The 19,633-nt window shown below is 60.3% G+C and carries 18 protein-coding genes, 1 tRNA gene and 1 pseudogene; 17 read left to right on the top strand and 3 right to left on the bottom strand.

Annotated elements, in window-relative coordinates; genetic code table 11:
- The first annotated feature begins 59 nt into the window (after positions 1-59).
- The 7 genes from HX851_RS43860 to HX851_RS43830 all read left to right on the top strand — a co-directional run bounded on the left by HX851_RS43860 (position 60) and on the right by HX851_RS43830 (position 7,443).
- Positions 60-3,803, top strand: coding sequence for an EAL domain-containing protein (locus tag HX851_RS43860; RefSeq protein WP_177065432.1), 3,744 nt, complete (start codon positions 60-62; stop codon positions 3,801-3,803).
- 15 nt (positions 3,804-3,818) lie between these two features.
- Positions 3,819-3,895: transfer RNA gene (locus HX851_RS43855), tRNA-Ile, on the top strand.
- Positions 3,896-4,130: 235 nt separating this feature from the next.
- Entirely contained in the window at positions 4,131-4,589 is a 459-nt protein-coding gene (locus HX851_RS43850) for a helix-turn-helix domain-containing protein (protein ID WP_177065430.1), read from the top strand.
- The gene (locus HX851_RS43845; RefSeq protein WP_177065428.1) at positions 4,589-5,164 is read left to right on the top strand and encodes a PIN domain-containing protein; all 576 of its coding nucleotides are present in this window, start codon (positions 4,589-4,591) and stop codon (positions 5,162-5,164) included. Before HX851_RS43850 ends, HX851_RS43845 begins: the two co-directional genes overlap by 1 nt.
- Before the next feature lie 245 nt (positions 5,165-5,409).
- A complete protein-coding gene (locus HX851_RS43840; protein WP_177065426.1) occupies positions 5,410-6,762 on the top strand; it encodes a hypothetical protein in 1,353 nt (450 codons plus the stop codon).
- Positions 6,763-6,784: 22 nt separating this feature from the next.
- Positions 6,785-7,066: a hypothetical protein gene (locus HX851_RS43835; RefSeq protein ID WP_177065424.1), complete on the top strand. Its 282-nt coding sequence runs from the start codon at positions 6,785-6,787 to the stop codon at positions 7,064-7,066.
- A 53-nt stretch (positions 7,067-7,119) separates the two neighbouring features.
- Positions 7,120-7,443: a helix-turn-helix domain-containing protein gene (locus HX851_RS43830; RefSeq protein WP_177065422.1), complete on the top strand. Its 324-nt coding sequence runs from the start codon at positions 7,120-7,122 to the stop codon at positions 7,441-7,443.
- A gap of 158 nt (positions 7,444-7,601) precedes the next feature.
- Here HX851_RS43830 and HX851_RS43825 read toward each other — a convergent pair whose 3' ends face one another.
- Positions 7,602-8,003, bottom strand: a complete 402-nt coding sequence (locus HX851_RS43825; protein ID WP_177065420.1) for a hypothetical protein — start codon at positions 8,001-8,003, stop codon at positions 7,602-7,604.
- 480 nt (positions 8,004-8,483) lie between these two features.
- Between HX851_RS43825 and HX851_RS43820 the strand changes: the two genes are divergently transcribed.
- The 10 genes from HX851_RS43820 to pqqE all read left to right on the top strand — a co-directional run bounded on the left by HX851_RS43820 (position 8,484) and on the right by pqqE (position 18,948).
- Complete coding sequence (locus HX851_RS43820) at positions 8,484-9,635, top strand: Fic family protein (RefSeq protein WP_177065418.1); 1,152 nt, start codon at positions 8,484-8,486, stop codon at positions 9,633-9,635.
- A 31-nt stretch (positions 9,636-9,666) separates the two neighbouring features.
- Entirely contained in the window at positions 9,667-10,128 is a 462-nt protein-coding gene (locus tag HX851_RS43815; RefSeq protein ID WP_177063064.1) for an Lrp/AsnC family transcriptional regulator, read from the top strand.
- A 285-nt stretch (positions 10,129-10,413) separates the two neighbouring features.
- Complete coding sequence (locus tag HX851_RS43810) at positions 10,414-12,096, top strand: flavin monoamine oxidase family protein (protein WP_177063013.1); 1,683 nt, start codon at positions 10,414-10,416, stop codon at positions 12,094-12,096.
- 14 nt (positions 12,097-12,110) lie between these two features.
- On the top strand, positions 12,111-12,905 hold the full coding sequence (locus HX851_RS43805) for a carbon-nitrogen hydrolase family protein (RefSeq protein WP_177065416.1): 795 nt from the start codon (positions 12,111-12,113) through the stop codon (positions 12,903-12,905).
- Positions 12,906-12,953: 48 nt separating this feature from the next.
- Complete coding sequence (pqqF, locus tag HX851_RS43800) at positions 12,954-15,419, top strand: pyrroloquinoline quinone biosynthesis protein PqqF (protein WP_177065414.1); 2,466 nt, start codon at positions 12,954-12,956, stop codon at positions 15,417-15,419.
- 155 nt (positions 15,420-15,574) lie between these two features.
- Complete coding sequence (gene pqqA / locus HX851_RS43795; RefSeq protein WP_010444206.1) at positions 15,575-15,649, top strand: pyrroloquinoline quinone precursor peptide PqqA; 75 nt, start codon at positions 15,575-15,577, stop codon at positions 15,647-15,649.
- Positions 15,650-15,748: 99 nt separating this feature from the next.
- Entirely contained in the window at positions 15,749-16,660 is a 912-nt protein-coding gene (pqqB, locus tag HX851_RS43790) for a pyrroloquinoline quinone biosynthesis protein PqqB (RefSeq protein WP_177063010.1), read from the top strand.
- Positions 16,661-16,782: 122 nt separating this feature from the next.
- Positions 16,783-17,535, top strand: coding sequence for a pyrroloquinoline-quinone synthase PqqC (gene pqqC, locus HX851_RS43785; protein WP_177063009.1), 753 nt, complete (start codon positions 16,783-16,785; stop codon positions 17,533-17,535).
- On the top strand, positions 17,532-17,807 hold the full coding sequence (gene pqqD, locus HX851_RS43780; protein ID WP_177063008.1) for a pyrroloquinoline quinone biosynthesis peptide chaperone PqqD: 276 nt from the start codon (positions 17,532-17,534) through the stop codon (positions 17,805-17,807). Before pqqC ends, pqqD begins: the two co-directional genes overlap by 4 nt.
- Positions 17,779-18,948 carry a pyrroloquinoline quinone biosynthesis protein PqqE gene (pqqE, locus tag HX851_RS43775; RefSeq protein ID WP_370590553.1) on the top strand — a complete coding sequence of 390 codons (1,170 nt, stop codon included), beginning with the start codon at positions 17,779-17,781 and terminating at the stop codon, positions 18,946-18,948. The genes pqqD and pqqE overlap by 29 nt, the downstream gene beginning before the upstream one ends.
- Positions 18,949-18,961: 13 nt before the next feature.
- On the opposite strand, the gene HX851_RS43770 is transcribed toward pqqE, so the two are convergent.
- Together HX851_RS43770 and HX851_RS43765 are read right to left on the bottom strand one after the other, a co-directional pair.
- A complete protein-coding gene (locus tag HX851_RS43770) occupies positions 18,962-19,282 on the bottom strand; it encodes a helix-turn-helix domain-containing protein (RefSeq protein ID WP_177063007.1) in 321 nt (106 codons plus the stop codon).
- A pseudogene (locus HX851_RS43765) lies at positions 19,266-19,630 on the bottom strand (type II toxin-antitoxin system RelE/ParE family toxin). The gene HX851_RS43770 and the pseudogene HX851_RS43765 overlap by 17 nt, the downstream one beginning before the upstream one ends.
- Positions 19,631-19,633: the final 3 nt, after the last annotated feature.

The following is a 19,633-nucleotide window of genomic DNA, read 5'->3' as shown; positions in this document are numbered from 1 at the left end:
CCCCGCATAGCCCGTCTACACTCGAATGATTCCCCGTGCCATAACGAGACCGTTACGTTATGCCCAGACTGCCGGCCCTGCTTCTGCTGATGCTGCTCACCTGGACCGCAACGGCTGGCGCGCTGACTCTGACCGATGATGAACGTAGCTGGCTGGCGGACCACCCGGACCTTCGCCTGGGTGTAGATGCCTCATGGCCGCCATTCGAGTTCCGCGACGAAGAGGGACATTACCAGGGCCTGGCTGCCGACTATATGGCGCTGGTCGAGAAGCGCCTGGGCGTCAAGCTCACCCCCATCGAACCCATGAGCTGGACGGCCGTGCTGCAACTGGCCAAGGATAACCAGGTCAATCTGCTGCCCGGCGTCATGTCCACGCCGGAACGCCAGAGCTACCTGGCCTTCACCCGCCCCTACCTGGACTTCCCTATTGTCATCCTCGCCCACGAGGGCGGTGCCCAGCCGCACAACCTGAAGGAACTGTACGGCCTGAAAATCGCCGTGGTGGAGAACTACGCCCCTCATGAACTGTTACGCACCCACCATCCGGACCTGAACCTGGTCGCCCTGCCCAATGTCAGCTCGGCCCTCCAGGCGCTGGCCACCGATGAGGTCGATGCCGTGGTAGGCGATCTCGCCTCCAGTGTCTGGAGCCTGCGCCAGCTCAAGCTCGAAGGACTGTATGTCAGCGGCGAAACGCCCTACCGCTACCAACTGGCAATGGGCGTGCCCCAGGAGCAGAAGATTCTGGTGGGTATTCTCGACAAGGTCATGGCCGACATGAGCCCCGGCGAGGTCGACGCCATCCAGAAACACTGGGTCGGCAATGTACTGGTCAATTCCTCGTTCTGGCCCGATGTCCTGATCTACGGCCTGCCGGGCGTCCTGCTACTGGTCACCGTCCTGGCGGTGGTAATCCGCATCAACCGGCGCCTGAGTTCGGAAATCTCCCGGCGGATCGCCCTCGAACAGGAGCTGCGCAGCAGCGAATACCATTACCGCGGCCTGGTGGAAAGCCTGTCGGCGATTGCTTGGGAATCGCGGGTGAGCGACTACACCTACACCTACGTTTCACCCCACGCCGAAGCCCTGCTCGGTTATCCACTGGCCCACTGGCTGGTACCCGGCTTCTGGCGCAGTATCGCGCATCCCGCCGACCTGATCCGCGCCCAGTCCTTCTGCGACCATGAAACCCTGGCCGGACGCGACCACAGCCTCGACTACCGGGTGATCACCGCCGATGGCCGGACACTCTGGGTGCGTGACATCGTCAGCCTGATCGAACACGGCCATGAGCCGGTCATGCGCGGACTGATGATCGACATCAGCGAAACCAAGCGCACCGAAGAAGCCCTGCGCCTGTCGGAACAGAAGTTCGCCTCGGTATTCCAGCAGTGCCCGGACATCCTGGTGATTGCCCGCCTGTCCGACGGTTGCCTGCTGGAAGTCAACGAAGCGTTCGAGGAACAGATCGGCCTGAGCGCCGAAGACGTCGTCGGCCACACCGCCACCTCGCTGAATATATGGGGCATCGAGGGCGTCGGCCCGGGCCTCCTGCAGCGTTTGCAGGGCGGCAGCATCCGCAACCTGGAAATGCCTTTCCGTCGCAACAACGGTCAACTGTTCACCGGCCTGATTTCCGCCGAGCCCTTTGATCTCGATACCACACCGGCCCTGGTGGTGGTGGTACGGGATATCAGCCAGCTCAAGGAAACCCAGCAGCAACTGCAAACCTCCGAAGAGAAGTTTGCCAAGGCTTTCCACGCCTCTCCCGACGGCTTGCTGCTGAGCCGGCAGCGCGACGGGCTGCTGATGGAAGTCAACGAAGGCTTCAGCCGCCTCACCGGCTACAACAGCGCCAGTTCGCTGGACCGCTCGACCCTGGACCTCGGGATCTGGGTCAACCTGAACGAACGCAAGCACATGCTCGAACTGCTGCAGCGTGACGGTCTTGTCCGCGACTTCAGCTGCCATATCCGCCGCAGCGACGGACAGATCCGCCTCTGCGAAGTCTCCAGCCGCCCCCTGCCCATCGGCGGCGAAGACTGCATGCTGACCATCGCCCGGGACATCACCGAACGTCACCTGATGCAGGAAAAACTGCAACAGGCCGCCACGGTGTTCGAAAGCACCGCCGAAGGCGTCTTGATCACCGACACCCAGCAGCACATCAGCGCGGTCAACCGCGCCTTCACCGAAATCACCGGCTACAGCGAGACCGAAGCCCTCGGCCACACTCCGCGCCTGCTTGCCTCGGGCCAACACGACAGCGCCTTCTATGCCGCCATGTGGCACCAGTTGAGCGCCGAAGGCCACTGGCAGGGCGAGATCTACAACCGACGCAAGAACGGCGAGCTCTATCCCAGTTGGCTGACCATCAGCGCCGTACGCAATCGCGACAAATTCATCACCCACTTCGTCGCCGTGTTCGCCGATATCTCCAGCCTGAAACATGCCCAGGCCCGGCTCGACTATCAGGCCCACCACGACCCGCTGACCGGGCTGCCCAATCGCACCCTGTTCGAAAGCCGGTTGCTGGCGGCCCTGGACAACCAGCAGGAAAATGGCGGCCAGGGCGCGGTGCTGTTCCTCGACCTCGATCGCTTCAAGCACATCAACGACAGCCTCGGCCATCCGGTCGGTGACCTGCTGCTCAAGGGTATTGCCCTGCGCCTGAAGGAACAACTGCGGGATATCGACACCGTCGCCCGCCTCGGCGGCGACGAATTCATCATCCTGCTGCCCGGCCTCCAACAACCCAGCGATGCCGAATACCTGGCCGAAAAATTGTTGAACTGCTTCGGCGCACCGTTCCAGGCTGGCGAGCATGAATTCTTTATCAGCGCCAGCATCGGCACCAGCCTCTACCCCAAGGATGGCAACGACGTCGCCACCCTGATCAAGAACGCCGACGCGGCCATGTATCGCTCCAAGGCCAAGGGCCGCAACCGCGTCGAAAGCTATACCCGCGACCTCACGGCCCAGGCCAGCGAGCGCGTGGCCCTGGAACACGAACTGCGGCGGGCCATCGAGCGCCAGGAGCTGGCCCTCTACTACCAACCCAAGGTCAGCCTCGATACCGGTGCCCTGGTCGGTGCCGAGGCGCTGATCCGCTGGCATCATCCGACCTTCGGCGACGTCCCGCCCGAACACTTCATCCCGCTGGCGGAAGAAAACGGCATGATCCTGCTGCTCGGCGACTGGGTGCTTGAACGGGCCTGCCGCCAGATGCAGCGCTGGACCCATCGTTATGGCGACTTCGGCCCCCTGTCGGTCAACCTCGCCGGCGCCCAACTGCGCCAGCCCAACCTGCTACCGCGCATCGAGCAACTGCTCAAGGACAACCACCTTCGGCCCGGTTGCCTGCAACTGGAGATCACCGAAAACTTCATCATGAGCCAGGCCGAAGAAGCCCTGGAAGTGCTACACCAGCTCAAGCGCCTCGGCGTGCAGTTGGCCATCGACGACTTCGGCACCGGCTACTCGTCCCTCAGCTACCTCAAGCGCCTGCCGCTGGATATCCTGAAAATCGACCAATCGTTCGTCCGCGGCCTGCCGGACGATCCCCATGACGCGGCTATCGTGCGCGCCATCATCGCCCTGGGTCGCAGCATGCAGTTCACGGTGATTGCCGAGGGCGTGGAGAACCTCGCGCAGCAGGCATTCCTGGCGGCCGAAGGCTGTGAACAGATCCAGGGCTACATCGTCAGCCTGCCGCTGGCGGCCGAGGAATTCGCCGCGACTTTTCTTCATATAACGCTTTCGGAGTTTTCGGATAGCACAGGCGAGAAACCGTCGCTATAATTCGCGGCCTACTGAGGGCCTATAGCTCAGTTGGTTAGAGCAGAGGACTCATAATCCTTTGGTCCACGGTTCAAGTCCGTGTGGGCCCACCACCTTTGAAAGCCGCGCATTGCGCGGCTTTTGCGTTTCTGGTCAGGCGATTTCTCCGGCCCTAAAAACTGCCAGAAATCGCCCAGCCTCCCTGGACCGAGCTGGGGCATCCCAGGAACCCGCGCGAGCCAAAAGCCAGCATCGCTCGTCGTTTCGTTTGTTTCGTATATTGCCCTTTCGTTTATTTCGATTAATATAGGGTTGTAAACCCAAGCAATGCACGAACGGAGTGAACCCATGAACATGTCCGAACCCGCCGGCTTCCCAGAGGCTCGCGAGGTTGCCGCCGCGGTACAAGGGCAACGCGATCTCGCAGCCTTCCTGTCGACCAAGACAGATACCCAGCGGATCGAAATCTACGATGCCGAGAACCGCGCTCATCCCGTAGAGTTGCCCACCAGCGCGCTACGCCTGCTGGTGGACATACTGGGTGAATTAGCTCTGGGCAACTCGGTTCGGGTGGTTCCTGTGCACGCGGAGTTGACCACCCAGGAAGCGGCCGACCTGCTGAACGTATCTCGACCTCACCTGGTGAAACTGCTGGAGGATGGTGCTTTGCCTCATCACAAAACCGGCCGCCATCGCCGGGTGCTTTTCTCCGATCTGATGGAATACAAACAGCAGCGCGATACAGCCAGCCACAAAGCCATGGACGAACTGGCCAATCTTTCCGAAGAACTCGGGATGGGCTACTGATGCGGTATTCGCCTTTCACCGCAGTCTATGATGCGTGTGTCCTCTACCCTGCCCCCCTTCGCGACCTGCTGATACGGCTGGCTGGGAAGGGGCTCTACAGGGCGAAGTGGACGGCGCAGATAGATGAAGAGTGGAAGCGAAACCTGCTGGAGAACCGCCAGGATCTGACACGTGAACAGCTCGATCACGTTTCTCGCCTCATGGTTGCGGCTGTGCCTGACTCAATCATCACCGGCCATGAAAAGCTGTGTGCTGGACTGGTGCTACCCGACCCTGACGATGCCCACGTACTCGCCGCTGCGATCCGCAGCAACGCCGAGGTGATCGTAACCTTCAACCTGAAGGACTTCCCCCCAGCGGCGCTCGCCACATTCGATGTTGAAGCTCAGCATCCAGACGAATTCATCATGGACCTCTGGGACCTTGATCAGGCGGCAGTGCTGGCCGCAGCGACAGAGATGCGGCGGGCGCTGACCCGATCCCCGTACACCCCCGAAGAGTTCATTGAGTGCATCTTCAAGCAGGGGCTGCCGCAAACGGCAAACGCCTTGCGCGGATACATCATTCTCCTCTGAAAAGTCAGCAGCAAGGGGCGAGGGAAGTGATGAACGGCTATAAGACGCGCAGGATTCTGGATCGCGGGTACAAATAGAAAATCGAGGTCCGTCCCCTATTTTCCCGGGCCGAATCCAAGCCCGGCTGACACGGCTGGTTTCCAGAAAATGGCCGCTGAAGCCACTTTGCTTTCTACGGAGCTAAAGCATATAACTCTCTGAGGTGGCACCGGATGCCATGACCATTAAAAGTTAAGGGCGATTGCATGCAGTTCAACAATGCTGACATTGAAGGCTTGGTTAGCAGAACTCTAATAATAGAATGCTTTGAAATCGAATTAACTGAGAATAATGATAATTCACCGATATCCTTCAACGGCCCAGGCAGCATCACGATAGAGCCTGATGGCAAGCTTTCGCTAAAGATGTATGACTCAACAAAAAGGAGTTCAATGAGTCAGATGATGCGTATCGCCTTTCACCAAGGCACCGGCGTTGTTGCCGAATCGGAATATTTTTCTTTAAAAGCGAAAGACTTTCACGGCAATCTTTGGCACGCCCCGCGAAACTATATAAATGACGGATTACAACTGACGCCTCACGGAACAATTGTTGAGTTCCACATTCCTGAAATACGGACGGAGCGCGTGCATCGCCGTACCGACCTTAATGGTGTGAGTATAGCGAACATTGTTATAGCAGGACGCTATCGACTTCCATTCAATAAGTTTGAAGACCAATCAGACGGTTCTTCCTCAGTGACGGGTTTAGAGTTCAGAATTGAGGGTGCGGAAATAACACTCTCTCAGAAAGCAAAGCACCTGACGTTAGATATCGTAAGCACCTCAGTGCAAATAGATCATGACTTCATTATCAAAATCTCCGAAGCTTTAAGCATAGCTATCGGCAGAGAAGCGTGGCCATCGTATTATCGGGTTTATAGAGACGGAATGATCTCGTCATTCATAAATGGTAGATCCGATGTTATCGAACAGGGAATGGTTAGACCTCTCGTCGATGTTTTTCCCTATAAAACCGCAAAACTAATAACATTCTTAAATTACTACACGAAAAATCGTAAAACAGAACATGATCATATAGTTTATTACTGGAGACGACTTTACTACATATCCAACAAAGTCACTGATGTCGCTGCACTGGTTCTCACCGTGAACATTGAAGGACTGATAAACAATTACTTCAGAGAAGGCAGAACACCTTCGGATACTTTACTGGGCGAAATCAATCTTAGTAAAAAACTCATCAAGCCTTTGAAGCTTCCGGGGAGTACAAACTCCCGATTGAAAAACACCTTGGGAGGGATGAAGACAATTACGGCCCCTAATATCCTTCGGGCTCTGGCAGACGAAGGACAAGTCTTAGAAGCCCATGTGAAGAGCTGGAACAACTTAAGACATTCTCTTGCTCACGCTGCCAACATGGAGTCTGACGCGGCGACGCTGAGTCTATTTATTGAAGATATAAACAACTGCCTTGACCTGTTCTATCATCTTATAGGGTTAAGCGTTGGATATGACAGCCACCTCATAAAGGATAGCGGCCTGTTGCCCCCTGCTGAATCAAAGTATTTGGAAGATCAACAGCTTGAGCTGTTTTAAGTAATTGCCTTAGGGGTTAGAAATGGCTGAAATCAAAGCTTTCATTGACGCAATACCAGCGCCAATGTGGGGAATAATCGGAACCGCTTTTGGTGCACTTCTCACCCTCACTGCCGCGCTGATCGTGAATTCAGGCAACAACAAAAGATTAAAAATACAACTGCGCCACGATGAAAAAGAAAAAAATACTGATCGAATGAACGCGATGCGCCGTGAAGTCTATATGAATGCGATAGCTGAGATGATCAAGGTTGGTTCACGCAGTCCGCAAATAGCCATTGCACCGGGCTCGATCAATGGTTAATTTAAATATCGTAAATTTTAGATAAATCTTCCACTCGGGAGGGCAAGGAAAAAATGGCACTTCAGTTCTTTGAGAGCCCGTTTCACGCGACTCATGATGCCGAAACGGCAAGCAAGATGGCTGTGAAAATGGATCTATCCATCTTCATCACGGACTGCATCAAAAAAATGGGCCTCAAACAAATCGGGGCCGCTGAGAAGCTTAATATTGCTCAATCCCGGGTTTCCGAGCTGGCTACCGGTAAAATAGAGAAATTCACCATCGATGCCATGATGGACATGCTCGATAAGCTGGGCTTTCGCGTCAATTTCATCTTGCCCGGCACAATCGCAGGTGATGAGGCACAAATCGTCATTTCTCAACGTTCTAGCATCTGACTCCCTGCTTGCGGAGCTCAACTTTGAGGTTCGTAAGCCGCTGCTGCGCCACTTTCATCGCCTTCTGATCCGTACCATTGGTAGTCTTCACAAATGAGTGGAGAGCTAACAATATATCTCGGCAACCGCCGCGCAGCGCGGTTGCCGAGGCTGCAAACTCAGTTCCTCGGTTGCGGCTCGCCCGCTGCCAGCAGCGAGTCCACCACAGCCCGCGAAAGCTCAAGCGAATGCATCACGCCGATGAACAGATCGCGCTCGACACTACCGAGGCGCGGGCCGATTTCATCGGCGTTCAACTCGGCGACCCTGAGCAGATCCGACACATGGGTCAACGCCACCCTAGCGGTGATGCCGGGTTGCACGACAAACAACGGTGACTTGTGGTCGGAGTCGGGGGAGGCGGGCTTGAAAGCGGTTGTTTCGAGGGTATCGAGCGAGAGAGGCGGCGGATCTGAATTTATCTGATCTAAAGCACTGTGCAGGATGCTGCGCAGAAAAGCGCTCTTTTCAGAAAGACTTGAAGTGCGGCAAGGCGGTGGATCGGGCGTGATTTTTTTCATCGTCGGTAAACCCTTGTTTCAGAGACACCTTGAGGAAGCCCGCCATCTTTCGTGTCCAAGCGAAAGGGTGGCGAACCGTGCGCAGGTTGGACAACCGGGGAAACAAGTAAACCCGGCACACCCATTACAAGTGTCCCGCGCACAGTCCGCCATAAAGCAGACACAAGAATACCGCTTACGCGGCATTGTGCGCTTGTTTCCAAAAACACGGGTGTCCAAGCCCGGTCGCTGAATTGGCAGCGACGCCTCAACACTAGTCGTCGACCGAAACCGAATCAACGCGATAGACGTGGGAACCACCCGCTAAAAGGTGCTCTTCTTTCCTAATCTGATGACAGAAAAATAACCACTGAGAAAGCGGCATCCCATCACCAGCACTTTGCCTCTCGACTGGACGCTGAGCCGAATAACTCGCACAATCGGCTCATCAAATGAGCCGAATAGCGTTTCTATTCGGCTCACGCTCAAGCCGAGACGCTGATGACCGAACTTCCTTACTGGATCTGGCAGCAACCCGACTGGCCCCGTTTCACCTGGCAGGCCGAAACACTCGCGCCCTGGCTGCTGGCGTGTGGTCAGGCGCAGGGACGCTTGCTCGGAATGGCCCATGCCATCGGCTCGGATAGCAGCGCACAGAACGAGCTGGATGCCCTGCTGCAGAACATCATCACGTCCTCGGCCATCGAGGGCGAACAGTTGAATGTCGGCTCGGTTCGGTCCTCACTCGCAAGACGCCTGGGATTGCAGGCTGACCAGCAGGCCAGTCCGCGCAGCGAAGGCCTGGCGGAACTCCTTCTCGATGCCACGCAAGGTCACGAAACGCCCCTGAGCCTTGAACGCTTGCTGCATTGGCATACGCTATTGTTCCCCGGTAACGGAAGCCCGTTGGCTCACCGGATACGCGTGGGCGAGATGCGCGGCGAGGAGCCGATGCAGGTTGTCTCCGGGCGTCTCGATCGACCGGTGGTGCATTTCGAAGCCCCGCCCCGTCACGTGCTCGACCAGGAACTGAAGGCTTTTATCCATTGGTTCAATACCAGCCGGACGGACGCAACACTTCCCCCGCTGCTACGGGCCGGGATCGCTCACTTCTGGTTCGTGACCCTGCACCCTTTCGATGATGGCAACGGACGCTTGACCCGTACCCTCACCGACCTTGCCTTGGCCCAGAGCGAGCAGCAGGCCATCCGTTTTTATGCAATGTCCGCCAGCATCCTCGAAGACAGGAAAGGTTACTACCAGATACTCGAGAACAGCCAGAAAGGCTCGCTGGATATAACGCCCTGGCTGCAATGGTTCCTGCAAACACTGCTGCGCAGCCTGGAGCAGGCGCAGGACAGGATTGATCGGGTTCTGATCAAGGCCAGATATTGGCAGCAACACCGCCAGCTTCAGCTTTCGCCCGAACAACTCAAGGTGCTGAACCGACTGCTCGATGGTGGCGAAAAGGGCTTCGTGGGCGGTATCAGCGCCGCGCAGTATCAGGCGGTCGCCAAAGTCAGCAAGGCCACGGCGACACGGCACCTGGCGGACTTGCTAGAAAAAGGCTGCGTTGTTCGCCTGCAGGGTGGAGGACGCAGTACCCGCTATCAGATCCCCGGACTGCAAGCCAAAGATCAAACGGATCAGTAGCATGAGCCTCATCAATCACCGGAGCCCCACCTTGCCCGACACCCGCCCTCCCGCTCTCGACGAAATCGACCGCCAGTTGATCGCCGCCCTGCAGATCAATGCCCGTGAAAGCGTGGCGATGCTCGCACGGCAGTTGGGGATCGCGCGCACCACGGTCACCTCGCGACTGGCGCGCCTGGAGAAAGCCAGGGTAATTACCGGCTATGGCGTGCGCCTGGGCCAACGGGTGGTGGACGGCGGCCTGCAGGCCTATGTCGGAATCACCGTGCAGCCACGCTCCGGCAAGGATGTGGTGCGCCGCCTCAGTGCCATGGCGCAGGTCCAGCAGTTGTGCGCGGTGAGCGGCGAGTTCGACTACGTTGCCTGGCTGCGCAGCGATTCGCCGGAGCAACTGGACCAACTGCTCGACCAGATCGGCAGCGTCGAAGGCGTGGAGAAAACCACCACGTCGATCATCCTCAGCAGCAAGGTCGACCGCGGTCAGCCAGTCTGACCCGACAAATTTGCTGGCTGAACGCGATACCTGTAGGAGCCGGCTTGCCGGCGATGGCGCCCGGATAGACGCAGCAAGGCCTGAGGGCCTCATCGCTGGCAAGCCAGCGCCTACAGAGCTTCGTCAATCTGAGCAGAGCTTTCGTCATAAAACATCAATAGCCATCAAAACGACGACACTTTGCGTCTTATTTACGTGCTCCCCGCTCCCTACAATGGCGCCAGTCTTTTCCTATCTATACTCCAGCCGGGTAAAAACCGGCCCGAGTCGCCAGCAAGGTCAGCCATGAACCAGAACAATCGCCATCCTGCCGACGGTAAAAAACCGATCACCATCTTCGGTCCGGACTTTCCTTTTGCCTTCGATGACTGGATCGAACACCCGGCGGGCCTGGGCAGTATTCCCGCGCAAAACCACGGTGCCGAAGTGGCCATTGTCGGTGCCGGTATCGCCGGCCTGGTCGCCGCCTACGAGCTGATGAAGCTGGGTCTCAAGCCGGTGGTGTACGAGGCATCGAAAATGGGCGGGCGCCTGCGCTCCCAGGCCTTCGAAGGTGCCGAGGGCATCATTGCCGAGCTGGGTGGCATGCGCTTCCCGGTGTCGTCCACCGCGTTCTATCACTATGTCGACAAACTCGGCCTGGAAACCAAACCCTTCCCCAACCCGCTGACGCCAGCCTCCGGCAGCACGGTGATCGACCTCGAAGGCCAGACCCACTACGCGGAAAAACTCGCCGACCTGCCGGCGCTGTTCCAGGAAGTCGCCGATGCCTGGGCCGATGCCCTGGAAGACGGCTCGCGCTTCGGCGATATCCAGCAGGCCATCCGTGACCGCGATGTGCCGCGCCTGAAAGAGCTGTGGAACACCCTCGTGCCGCTGTGGGACGACCGCACCTTCTACGACTTCGTCGCCACCTCGAAAGCCTTCGCCAAACTGTCCTTCCATCACCGCGAAGTGTTCGGCCAGGTCGGTTTCGGCACTGGCGGCTGGGACTCCGACTTCCCCAACTCGATGCTGGAAATCTTCCGCGTGGTCATGACCAACTGCGACGATCACCAGCACCTGGTGGTCGGCGGCGTGGAACAGGTACCGCTGGGGATCTGGCGCCATGTGCCGGAACGCTGCGCCCACTGGCCGGCCGGCACCAGCCTCAGTTCGCTGCACCACGGCGCGCCGCGTACCGGCGTGAAACGCATTGCCCGTGCCGCCGACGGCCAGTTCGCCGTGACCGACAACTGGGGCGATACCCGCCATTACGCCGCCGTGCTGACCACCTGCCAGAGCTGGCTGCTGACCACCCAGATCGAATGCGAGGAATCGCTGTTCTCGCAGAAAATGTGGATGGCCCTGGACCGCACGCGCTACATGCAATCGTCGAAGACCTTCGTCATGGTCGACCGGCCATTCTGGAAGGACAAGGACCCGCAGACCGGCCGCGACCTGATGAGCATGACCCTGACCGATCGCCTGACCCGTGGCACCTACCTGTTCGACAACGGCGACGACAAGCCCGGCGTGATCTGCCTGTCGTACTCGTGGATGAGCGACGCGCTGAAAATGCTCCCGCAACCCATCGACAAGCGGGTCAAACTGGCGCTGGATGCGCTGAAGAAAATCTATCCGAAGGTGGATATCGCCGCGCGCATCATCGGCGACCCGATCACCGTCTCGTGGGAAGCCGACCCGCACTTCCTCGGTGCCTTCAAGGGCGCGTTGCCGGGTCACTATCGCTACAACCAGCGGATGTACGCACACTTCATGCAGGCCGACCTGCCGGCCGAACAACGCGGGATCTTCATTGCCGGCGACGACGTGTCCTGGACCCCGGCCTGGGTCGAAGGCGCGGTGCAGACCTCGCTCAACGCTGTGTGGGGCATCATGAATCACTTCGGTGGCCGCTCCCACGCCGAGAACCCGGGCCCGGGCGACGTGTTCGCCGAGATCGGCCCGATCGCCCTGGCCGACTGAACGGAAGCGACTCCATGCGCGTAGCCCTTTACCAATGCCCGCCGCTGCCACTGGATGTGGCGGGCAACCTGCAGCGCCTGCAGCAACTGGCGGTCGAAGCACGCGGTGCCGATGTGCTGGTGGTGCCGGAGATGTTCCTGACCGGCTACAACATCGGTAGCGAAGCGGTGGCGGCGCTGGCAGAGGCCCGTGACGGCGCGGCGGCGCAACATATCGCCGCGCTCGCCAAGGCGTCGAACATCGCCATTGTCTATGGCTATCCGGAACGGGCCGAGGACGGTCGGATCTACAACGCGGTGCAGTTGATCGATGCCCATGGCCACAGCCTGTGCAACTACCGCAAGACGCACCTGTTCGGCGACCTCGATCACTCGATGTTCAGTGCCGGACCGGATGACTTCCCGGTCGTCGAACTCAATGGCTGGAAGCTCGGGCTGTTGATCTGCTACGACGTGGAGTTTCCGGAAAACACCCGGCGTCTGGCCCTGGCCGGTGCCGAGCTGATCCTGGTGCCCACCGCGAACATGGTGCCCTTCGACTTCGTCGCCGACGTGACCATCCGTGCCCGGGCGTTCGAGAACCAGTGTTATGTGGCCTACGCCAACTACTGCGGCCATGAAGGCGAAATCCAGTATTGCGGCCAGAGCAGCATTGCCGCGCCGGACGGTAGCCGGATCGCCCGGGCCGGCCTGGACGAGGCCCTGATCATCGGCACCCTGGATCGCCCGCTGATGCAGCAATCGCGGGCCAACAACCGCTATCTGCTGGACCGTCGCCCGGAACTCTACGGCGACCTGGGCCAGGACTGACCCGTCGTTATCCGCTAGCATGAGCGCTTCTCTGTCACGGAAGTGCTCATGTCTGCGCCGATCTCCCCTGCCCCTGAATGGACAACCCTGGCCAACGGCCTGCGCGTCTCGCTGCGCCCTGTACCACAGCTCAAACGCTGCGCGGCGGTGCTGCGGGTCGCGGCGGGCAGCCATGACGCGCCGCCGGCCTGGCCGGGCCTGGCGCACTTCCTCGAACACCTGTTCTTTCTCGGCACCGTGCGTTTTCCCGCCGCCGAAGGAATGATGGCCTACGTGCAACGCCAGGGTGGCCAGGTCAATGCACGCACGGGCGAGCGCACCACCGAGTTCTTTTTCGAACTGCCACCCCGGGCTTTTGCCGGTGGGCTTGAGCGCCTGTGCGATATGCTCGCCCAGCCGCGCCTGGCGCTGGACGATCAACGGCGCGAACGCGAGGTGCTGGAGGCGGAATTTATCGCCTGGTCCCGGGATGCCGTGGCGCAACGGCAGTTCCAGCTCTACGACAGGCTGTCCGCCGATCACCCGTTGCGTGGTTTGCACGCCGGCAATCGCTCCAGCCTGCGGATCGAGGAGCCGGCCTTTCAGCAGGCACTGCAAGACTTTTACCGGAGCTTCTACCAGACCGGGCAAATGACTCTGAGCCTGGTCGGCCCGCAGTCGCTGGATGAACTGAAGACCCTGACACAAGCACTGACGGCAGACCTGCGCCCTGGACAAGCGATCCCGCAAGAGGCACCACCGACCTTGATCGACGCCAGCGGGCAAACTTATCCACAGCCCGACCCGCAGCGACTCGATCTGCTCCTGACCTATGAAGCCCTGCCCGCCGGCTCACGGCCGGCCCTGGACTTTCTCTGCACCTGGCTGAACGACAGCCAACCCGGCGGGCTTTCGGCCGAGTTGCGCTCGCGCCTGTGGATAGATTCGCTGAACGCCGCGCCGATCTATCAGTTCGCCGGACAGGCCCTGCTGCATATCGAGTTCAAGCTGACGCCCGACGGCGTCGGCCAGACCGCCTCGATCCAGGCACTGCTCGGCGACTGGCTGGCGTTTTTTCGCAGCCATGCCGACTGGCCGGCACTGCGCCGGGAGTATCGTTTGTTGCAAGTGCGCAAGGCACGGGTCGGCAGCGCCCTGGAAAGGGCCCGGCGGGACAGCGAGCAGTCGCCGCTGGAACTCGGTGAAGCCGGTATGGCCGCCCTCAAGGACCTGCTCCGGCAGACGTCTTTCGCACCTGTGGATAACTTGACCGCATCCTGGCAACTGCCTCCCGCCAATCCTTTCCTGCGGTCCACCGCACCCGCCGAACATCCAGGCCTGATCCGTGGACAAACCAGCGCCCACCGCGGCTTGCGGACCTTCGCACAGGACCGCCTGCGCGGCCGCCAAACCGCCGCCATCACCTACCGCCAAGTCGCGGATGACAGCACAGAGGCGGTGATTTACCTGCGCTGGCAACTGGACATCAGCGGTGGTGCCCAGCTTCTGCATGCGCGACTGGATCACGGCCTGCAGAACCTGCGATATCAAGCGCACCAGGCGGGCGTGGAATTGTCCTTCACCACTCACGGCGATGCCTGGCAACTCAAGCTCAGCGGTGTCCGCGAGCCGATGCCGGCCATCCTCGAACAAACCCTGCGGACACTGGCCAGTCCTGCCGACAATCTCTGGCACAGCGATGCCGGCATACCCGAGCGCGTACCGCTGATCCCTATCCGGGAACTGCTCAGGCAACTGTCCGAACAACCAGCGATCGCCAAGGATGTCCCCTCACTCCAGAGGGCCCAGGATCTGCAAACACTCTGGTCCGGAGCCACTTGGCACGGACTGGCACTGGGCTTCCCGCCAGCCGCGCAGCCGGCGCTCAACAGTGCACTGGGCCGCGTTCCCGGCCGCGTCGCGCGGCAGCAGACGCCCGTACCATTCGTGGCGGGCGAAAAGCGCTGGCAGACAGTCGCCTGTGACACCCGCGAGCAGGCCTTGCTGCTGTTCTGCCCGAGCCCCACGCCAGCCCCCATCGACGAAGCCTGCTGGCGGCTGCTCGGTCACCTGCTCCAGGCGCCCTTCTACCAGCGCCTGCGCGTCGAACTGCAATTGGGTTATGCGGTCTTCAGCGCCGTGCGCCAGATCGATGGCCGCACCGGCCTGCTGCTGGGCGTGCAATCGCCCGACACCCCACTCGCAGAACTGCTCGGCCATGTCGAAAGCTTCCTGTCACAGCTCCCCGAGATGATCGGCGCCCTCGACGACAGCACCTGGAACAACCAGCGCGAAACCCTGGCCGGGCAATTCGCAATCGATGAGCGTCCGCTGGACGAAGCCGCCGAACTGCTCTGGCAGGCTCAACTGGCCGACCATTCGTCGGATCACCTCGAACAACTCGCTTCGGCCATTCGCACCCTTGAACGCGAACAAGTGCTGAGGGCCGCCCGACAGCTCGATCAGGCCGCGGGCGGCTGGTGGTGCCTGGCAAATGGGCCCGGGCCGACTTCAGGCTGGCAGCTCGCCCGATGATCGTTACCGGTGCTGCAATGAGCTTTCTCCGGCAACGCGGTCTATCCTCAATGTCAGATTTAGTAACATTAGCTGCCTAAGCATCTGAACATCTCCGGCCGGAGGTGGACTATATGTATAGAGAACCACCGCCCACCCACCCGAAGGAGTCATTCATGTCCTGGACCAAACCCGCCTACACCGACCTGCGCATCGGCTTCGAAGTCACCATGTACTTCGCCAACCGTTGAGCAGCGTTTTTCCGCTACAGGCAGTGCAACGCCTCGGCTCGCCGGGGCGTTTTTATTTTCAGGGCTTTATCTTCAAAGCTTAGAGCGAGTGACACAGCCATGTTCGTCCAGATCCTAGGCTCCGCCGCCGGCGGCGGTTTTCCCCAGTGGAACTGCAACTGCGCCAACTGCGCCGGGTTTCGTGATGGCAGCCTGCGGGCCACGGCGCGTACCCAGTCGTCCATCGCCCTCTCCGACGATGGCGTGAACTGGGTGCTGTGCAATGCGTCACCGGATATCCGCGCCCAGCTCCAGGGCTTCGCCCCGATGCAACCGGGCCGTGCCCTGCGCGACACCGGCATCCGCGCGATCATCCTGATGGACAGCCAGATCGACCACACCACCGGTCTGCTCAGCCTGCGCGAAGGCTGCCCGCACCAGGTCTGGTGCACCGACATGGTCAAGGAAGACCTGAGTACCGGCTTCCCGCTGTTCACCATGCTGACCCACTGGAATGGCGGCCTCGACTGGCAGCGCATCGAGCTGGCCGGCAGCTTCACCATCCCGGCCTGTCCCAACCTGCGCTTCACCCCGTTGCCGCTGCGCAGCGCCGCGCCGCCCTATTCCCCGCATCGCTTCGACCCGCACCCCGGCGACAATATCGGCCTGGTTGTCGAAGACCTGCGCACGGGCGGCAAACTGTTCTACGCACCGGGCCTGGGCAAGGTCGACGCCTCCCTGCTGGAGACCATGACCGGCAGCGACTGCCTGCTGGTGGACGGCACCCTGTGGGACGACGATGAAATGCAGCGGCGCGGCGTCGGCACCCGTACCGGCCGGGAAATGGGCCACCTGGCCCAGAACGGGCCCGGCGGTATGCTCGAAGTGCTGGAGCAACTCCCCGGGCCGCGCAAGGTCCTTATCCATATCAACAACACTAACCCGATCCTCGATGAGGATTCGCCGGAACGGGCGGAGCTTGACCGGCGCCAAGTTGAAGTGGCGTATGACGGCATGAGTATTGTGCTGTAGCCGAGGGCCCTTTCGCGGGCAAGCCCGCTCCCACAGTGATCGCGTAAACCTGTGGGGGCTTGCCCGCGAAGGCGTCCGACCAGACACCAAAGACTTCAACGGTTGTACACCGGAGAACCGCAATGACCGACACCCCGATGTCCCCTGCCGAGTTCGAGCAGGCCCTGCGCGCCAAGGGCGCCTACTACCACATTTATCACCCGTACCATGTGGCGATGTATGAAGGCCGCGCCAGCCGCGAACAGATTCAGGGCTGGGTCGCCAATCGCTTCTATTACCAGGTGAACATTCCCCTCAAGGACGCCGCGATCCTGGCCAACTGCCCGGATCGGGAAATCCGCCGCGAATGGATCCAGCGCCTGCTCGACCATGACGGCGCACCCGGTGAGGACGGCGGCATCGAAGCCTGGTTGCGCCTGGGCCAGGCGGTCGGCCTTGATCCGGAGCAATTGCGCTCCCAGGAACTGGTGCTGCCCGGCGTGCGCTTCGCGGTGGACGCCTACGTCAACTTCGCCCGCCGCGCCAGCTGGCAGGAAGCCGCCAGCAGCTCGCTGACCGAACTGTTCGCGCCACAGATCCACCAGTCGCGCCTGGACAGTTGGCCCCGGCACTACCCCTGGATCGATCCCGCCGGCTACGAATACTTCCGCACCCGCCTGGGCCAGGCCCGGCGCGATGTCGAGCACGGGCTGGCGATCACCCTGCAGCACTACACCACCCGCGCGGGCCAACAACGCATGCTGGAAATTCTCCAGTTCAAACTGGACATACTCTGGAGCATGCTCGATGCCATGAGCATGGCCTACGAGTTGAACCGTCCGCCGTACCACAGCGTGACCGACCAGCGTGTCTGGCACAAAGGAATCGCCCTATGAGCTTCGATCGCAGCAAGACCCCGAGATGGCGCCCCGGTTACCGTTTCCAGTACGAACCGGCCCAGCAAGGCCATGTGCTGCTGTACCCGGAGGGCATGATCAAGCTCAACGAGAGTGCCGCCCTGATCGGCGGCCTGATCGACGGCGAGCGCCAGGTTAAGGCGATCATCGCCGAACTGGAGCAGCAGTTCCCCGGTGTGCCCGAGCTCGGCGAGGATATCGAGCAATTCATGGAGGTCGCCCGTGCAGAGCACTGGATCGAACTTGCCTGAGTCATCCGGCCTGCCACCCAAACCGGAAACCGGCTTGCCGTTGTGGTTGCTCGCCGAGTTGACCTACCGCTGCCCGCTGCAATGCCCGTACTGCTCCAATCCACTGGATTTCGCCGAGCAGGGCAAGGAACTGAGTACCGATCAGTGGCTCAAGGTTTTCGGTGAAGCCAGGGCAATGGGTGCCGCCCAACTGGGCTTTTCCGGCGGCGAGCCGCTGGTGCGCCAGGACCTTGCCGAACTGATCGCCGGGGCCCGCCAACTGGGGTTCTACACCAACCTGATCACCTCAGGCATCGGCCTCACCGAACAGAAGATCAGCGACTTCAAGGAAGCCGGGCTGGACCATATCCAGATCAGTTTCCAGGCCAGTGACGAACAGGTGAACAACCTGCTGGCCGGCTCGAAAAAGGCCTTCGCGCAGAAGCTGGCAATGGCTCGGGCGGTAAAGGCCCACGGCTATCCGATGGTGCTCAACTTCGTGACCCATCGGCACAACATCGACAGGATCGACCGCATCATCGAACTGTGCCTTGCCCTGGAGGCGGACTTCGTCGAGCTCGCCACCTGTCAGTTCTACGGCTGGGCGCAGCTCAACCGGGTGGGACTGCTGCCAACCCGCGAACAACTGGTGCGCGCCGAGCGCATCACCCACGAATACCGCGCCCGACTCGAAGCCCAGGGCCACCCGTGCAAGCTGATCTTCGTCACCCCCGATTACTACGAGGAACGCCCGAAAGCCTGCATGAACGGCTGGGGCAGCGTGTTTCTCACCGTCACCCCGGACGGCACCGCACTCCCCTGCCACGGCGCCCGCCAGATGCCGGTGCAGTTTCCCAACGTGCGCGATCACAGCCTGCAACACATCTGGTACGACTCGTTCGGCTTCAACCGCTTCCGCGGTTACGACTGGATGCCCGAGCCGTGCCGTTCCTGTGATGAAAAGGAAAAGGATTTCGGCGGCTGTCGCTGCCAGGCCTTCATGCTCACCGGCGATGCCAGCAACGCCGACCCGGTCTGCAGCAAGTCGGCGCACCACGGCGTGATCCTCCGGGCCCGCGAAGACGCCGAACAAGCCACCCAGACCATCGAACAACTGGCCTTTCGCAATGAACGAAACTCGCGCCTGATCGCCAAAGGCTGAAATACCCCGGTGATCAGGCGAGTATCTGCAAGCCGTGCTTGTGCACGATACTCAACAGCTTGAGCGCCATGCCGCCGGGTTGCTTGTCCCCAGCCTCCCACTGCTTGACCGTCGAAGCGCTGGTATTCAGGTAGCGAGCGAATACCGGCTGGCTGACATGATTGCGCTCGCGCAGCAACTTGATCTGTTCCGGAGCCATTTCGTCCGGCACCTGCGCCAGGCAGGATTGGTCGAACTCGCGCATGGTCGCCTTGCTGATCGCGCCGATGGCATGCAGGGCACTGGCGGACTCATGGATCGACTCAAGTGCCCCGGTTTTAAATGTCTTGCTCATAAGCTATCTCCACAAACTCTCTCATATCCAGCAGTTGCTGAATCTGCTGGCTGTCCAGGCCTTCATAGGCCTTGGCCAATGCCTTGAACGCCCGAAGCTCCTGCTGGCTGATATTGCCCTGGTCGCTTTTGGCGAACAGGAACTGGAAGATCCAGTAGCCGCGCCCTCGTGCCAGGACAATGGATCGATGGCGGTTTTCATTCAGGCGCTTTTTCCAGACCCCTCCCCCCAGGTCACTGCCCTGTCCCCTGATCACATCGCCCATCGCCATCACCAACTCGGCATCGCCAATGTGCGCCTTTCTGGCACTCGTGGCGAAACCCGGGTTTTGAAGACCCTGTATCGCATGGA

It is taken from the genome of Pseudomonas gingeri (genome assembly GCF_013385635.1).
In the GTDB taxonomy this organism is placed as follows: Bacteria; Pseudomonadota; Gammaproteobacteria; order Pseudomonadales; family Pseudomonadaceae; genus Aquipseudomonas; species Aquipseudomonas gingeri_A.
The sequence above is the reverse complement of the archived record's forward strand: the minus strand, read 5'-3'. Positions and strand labels throughout refer to the sequence as shown.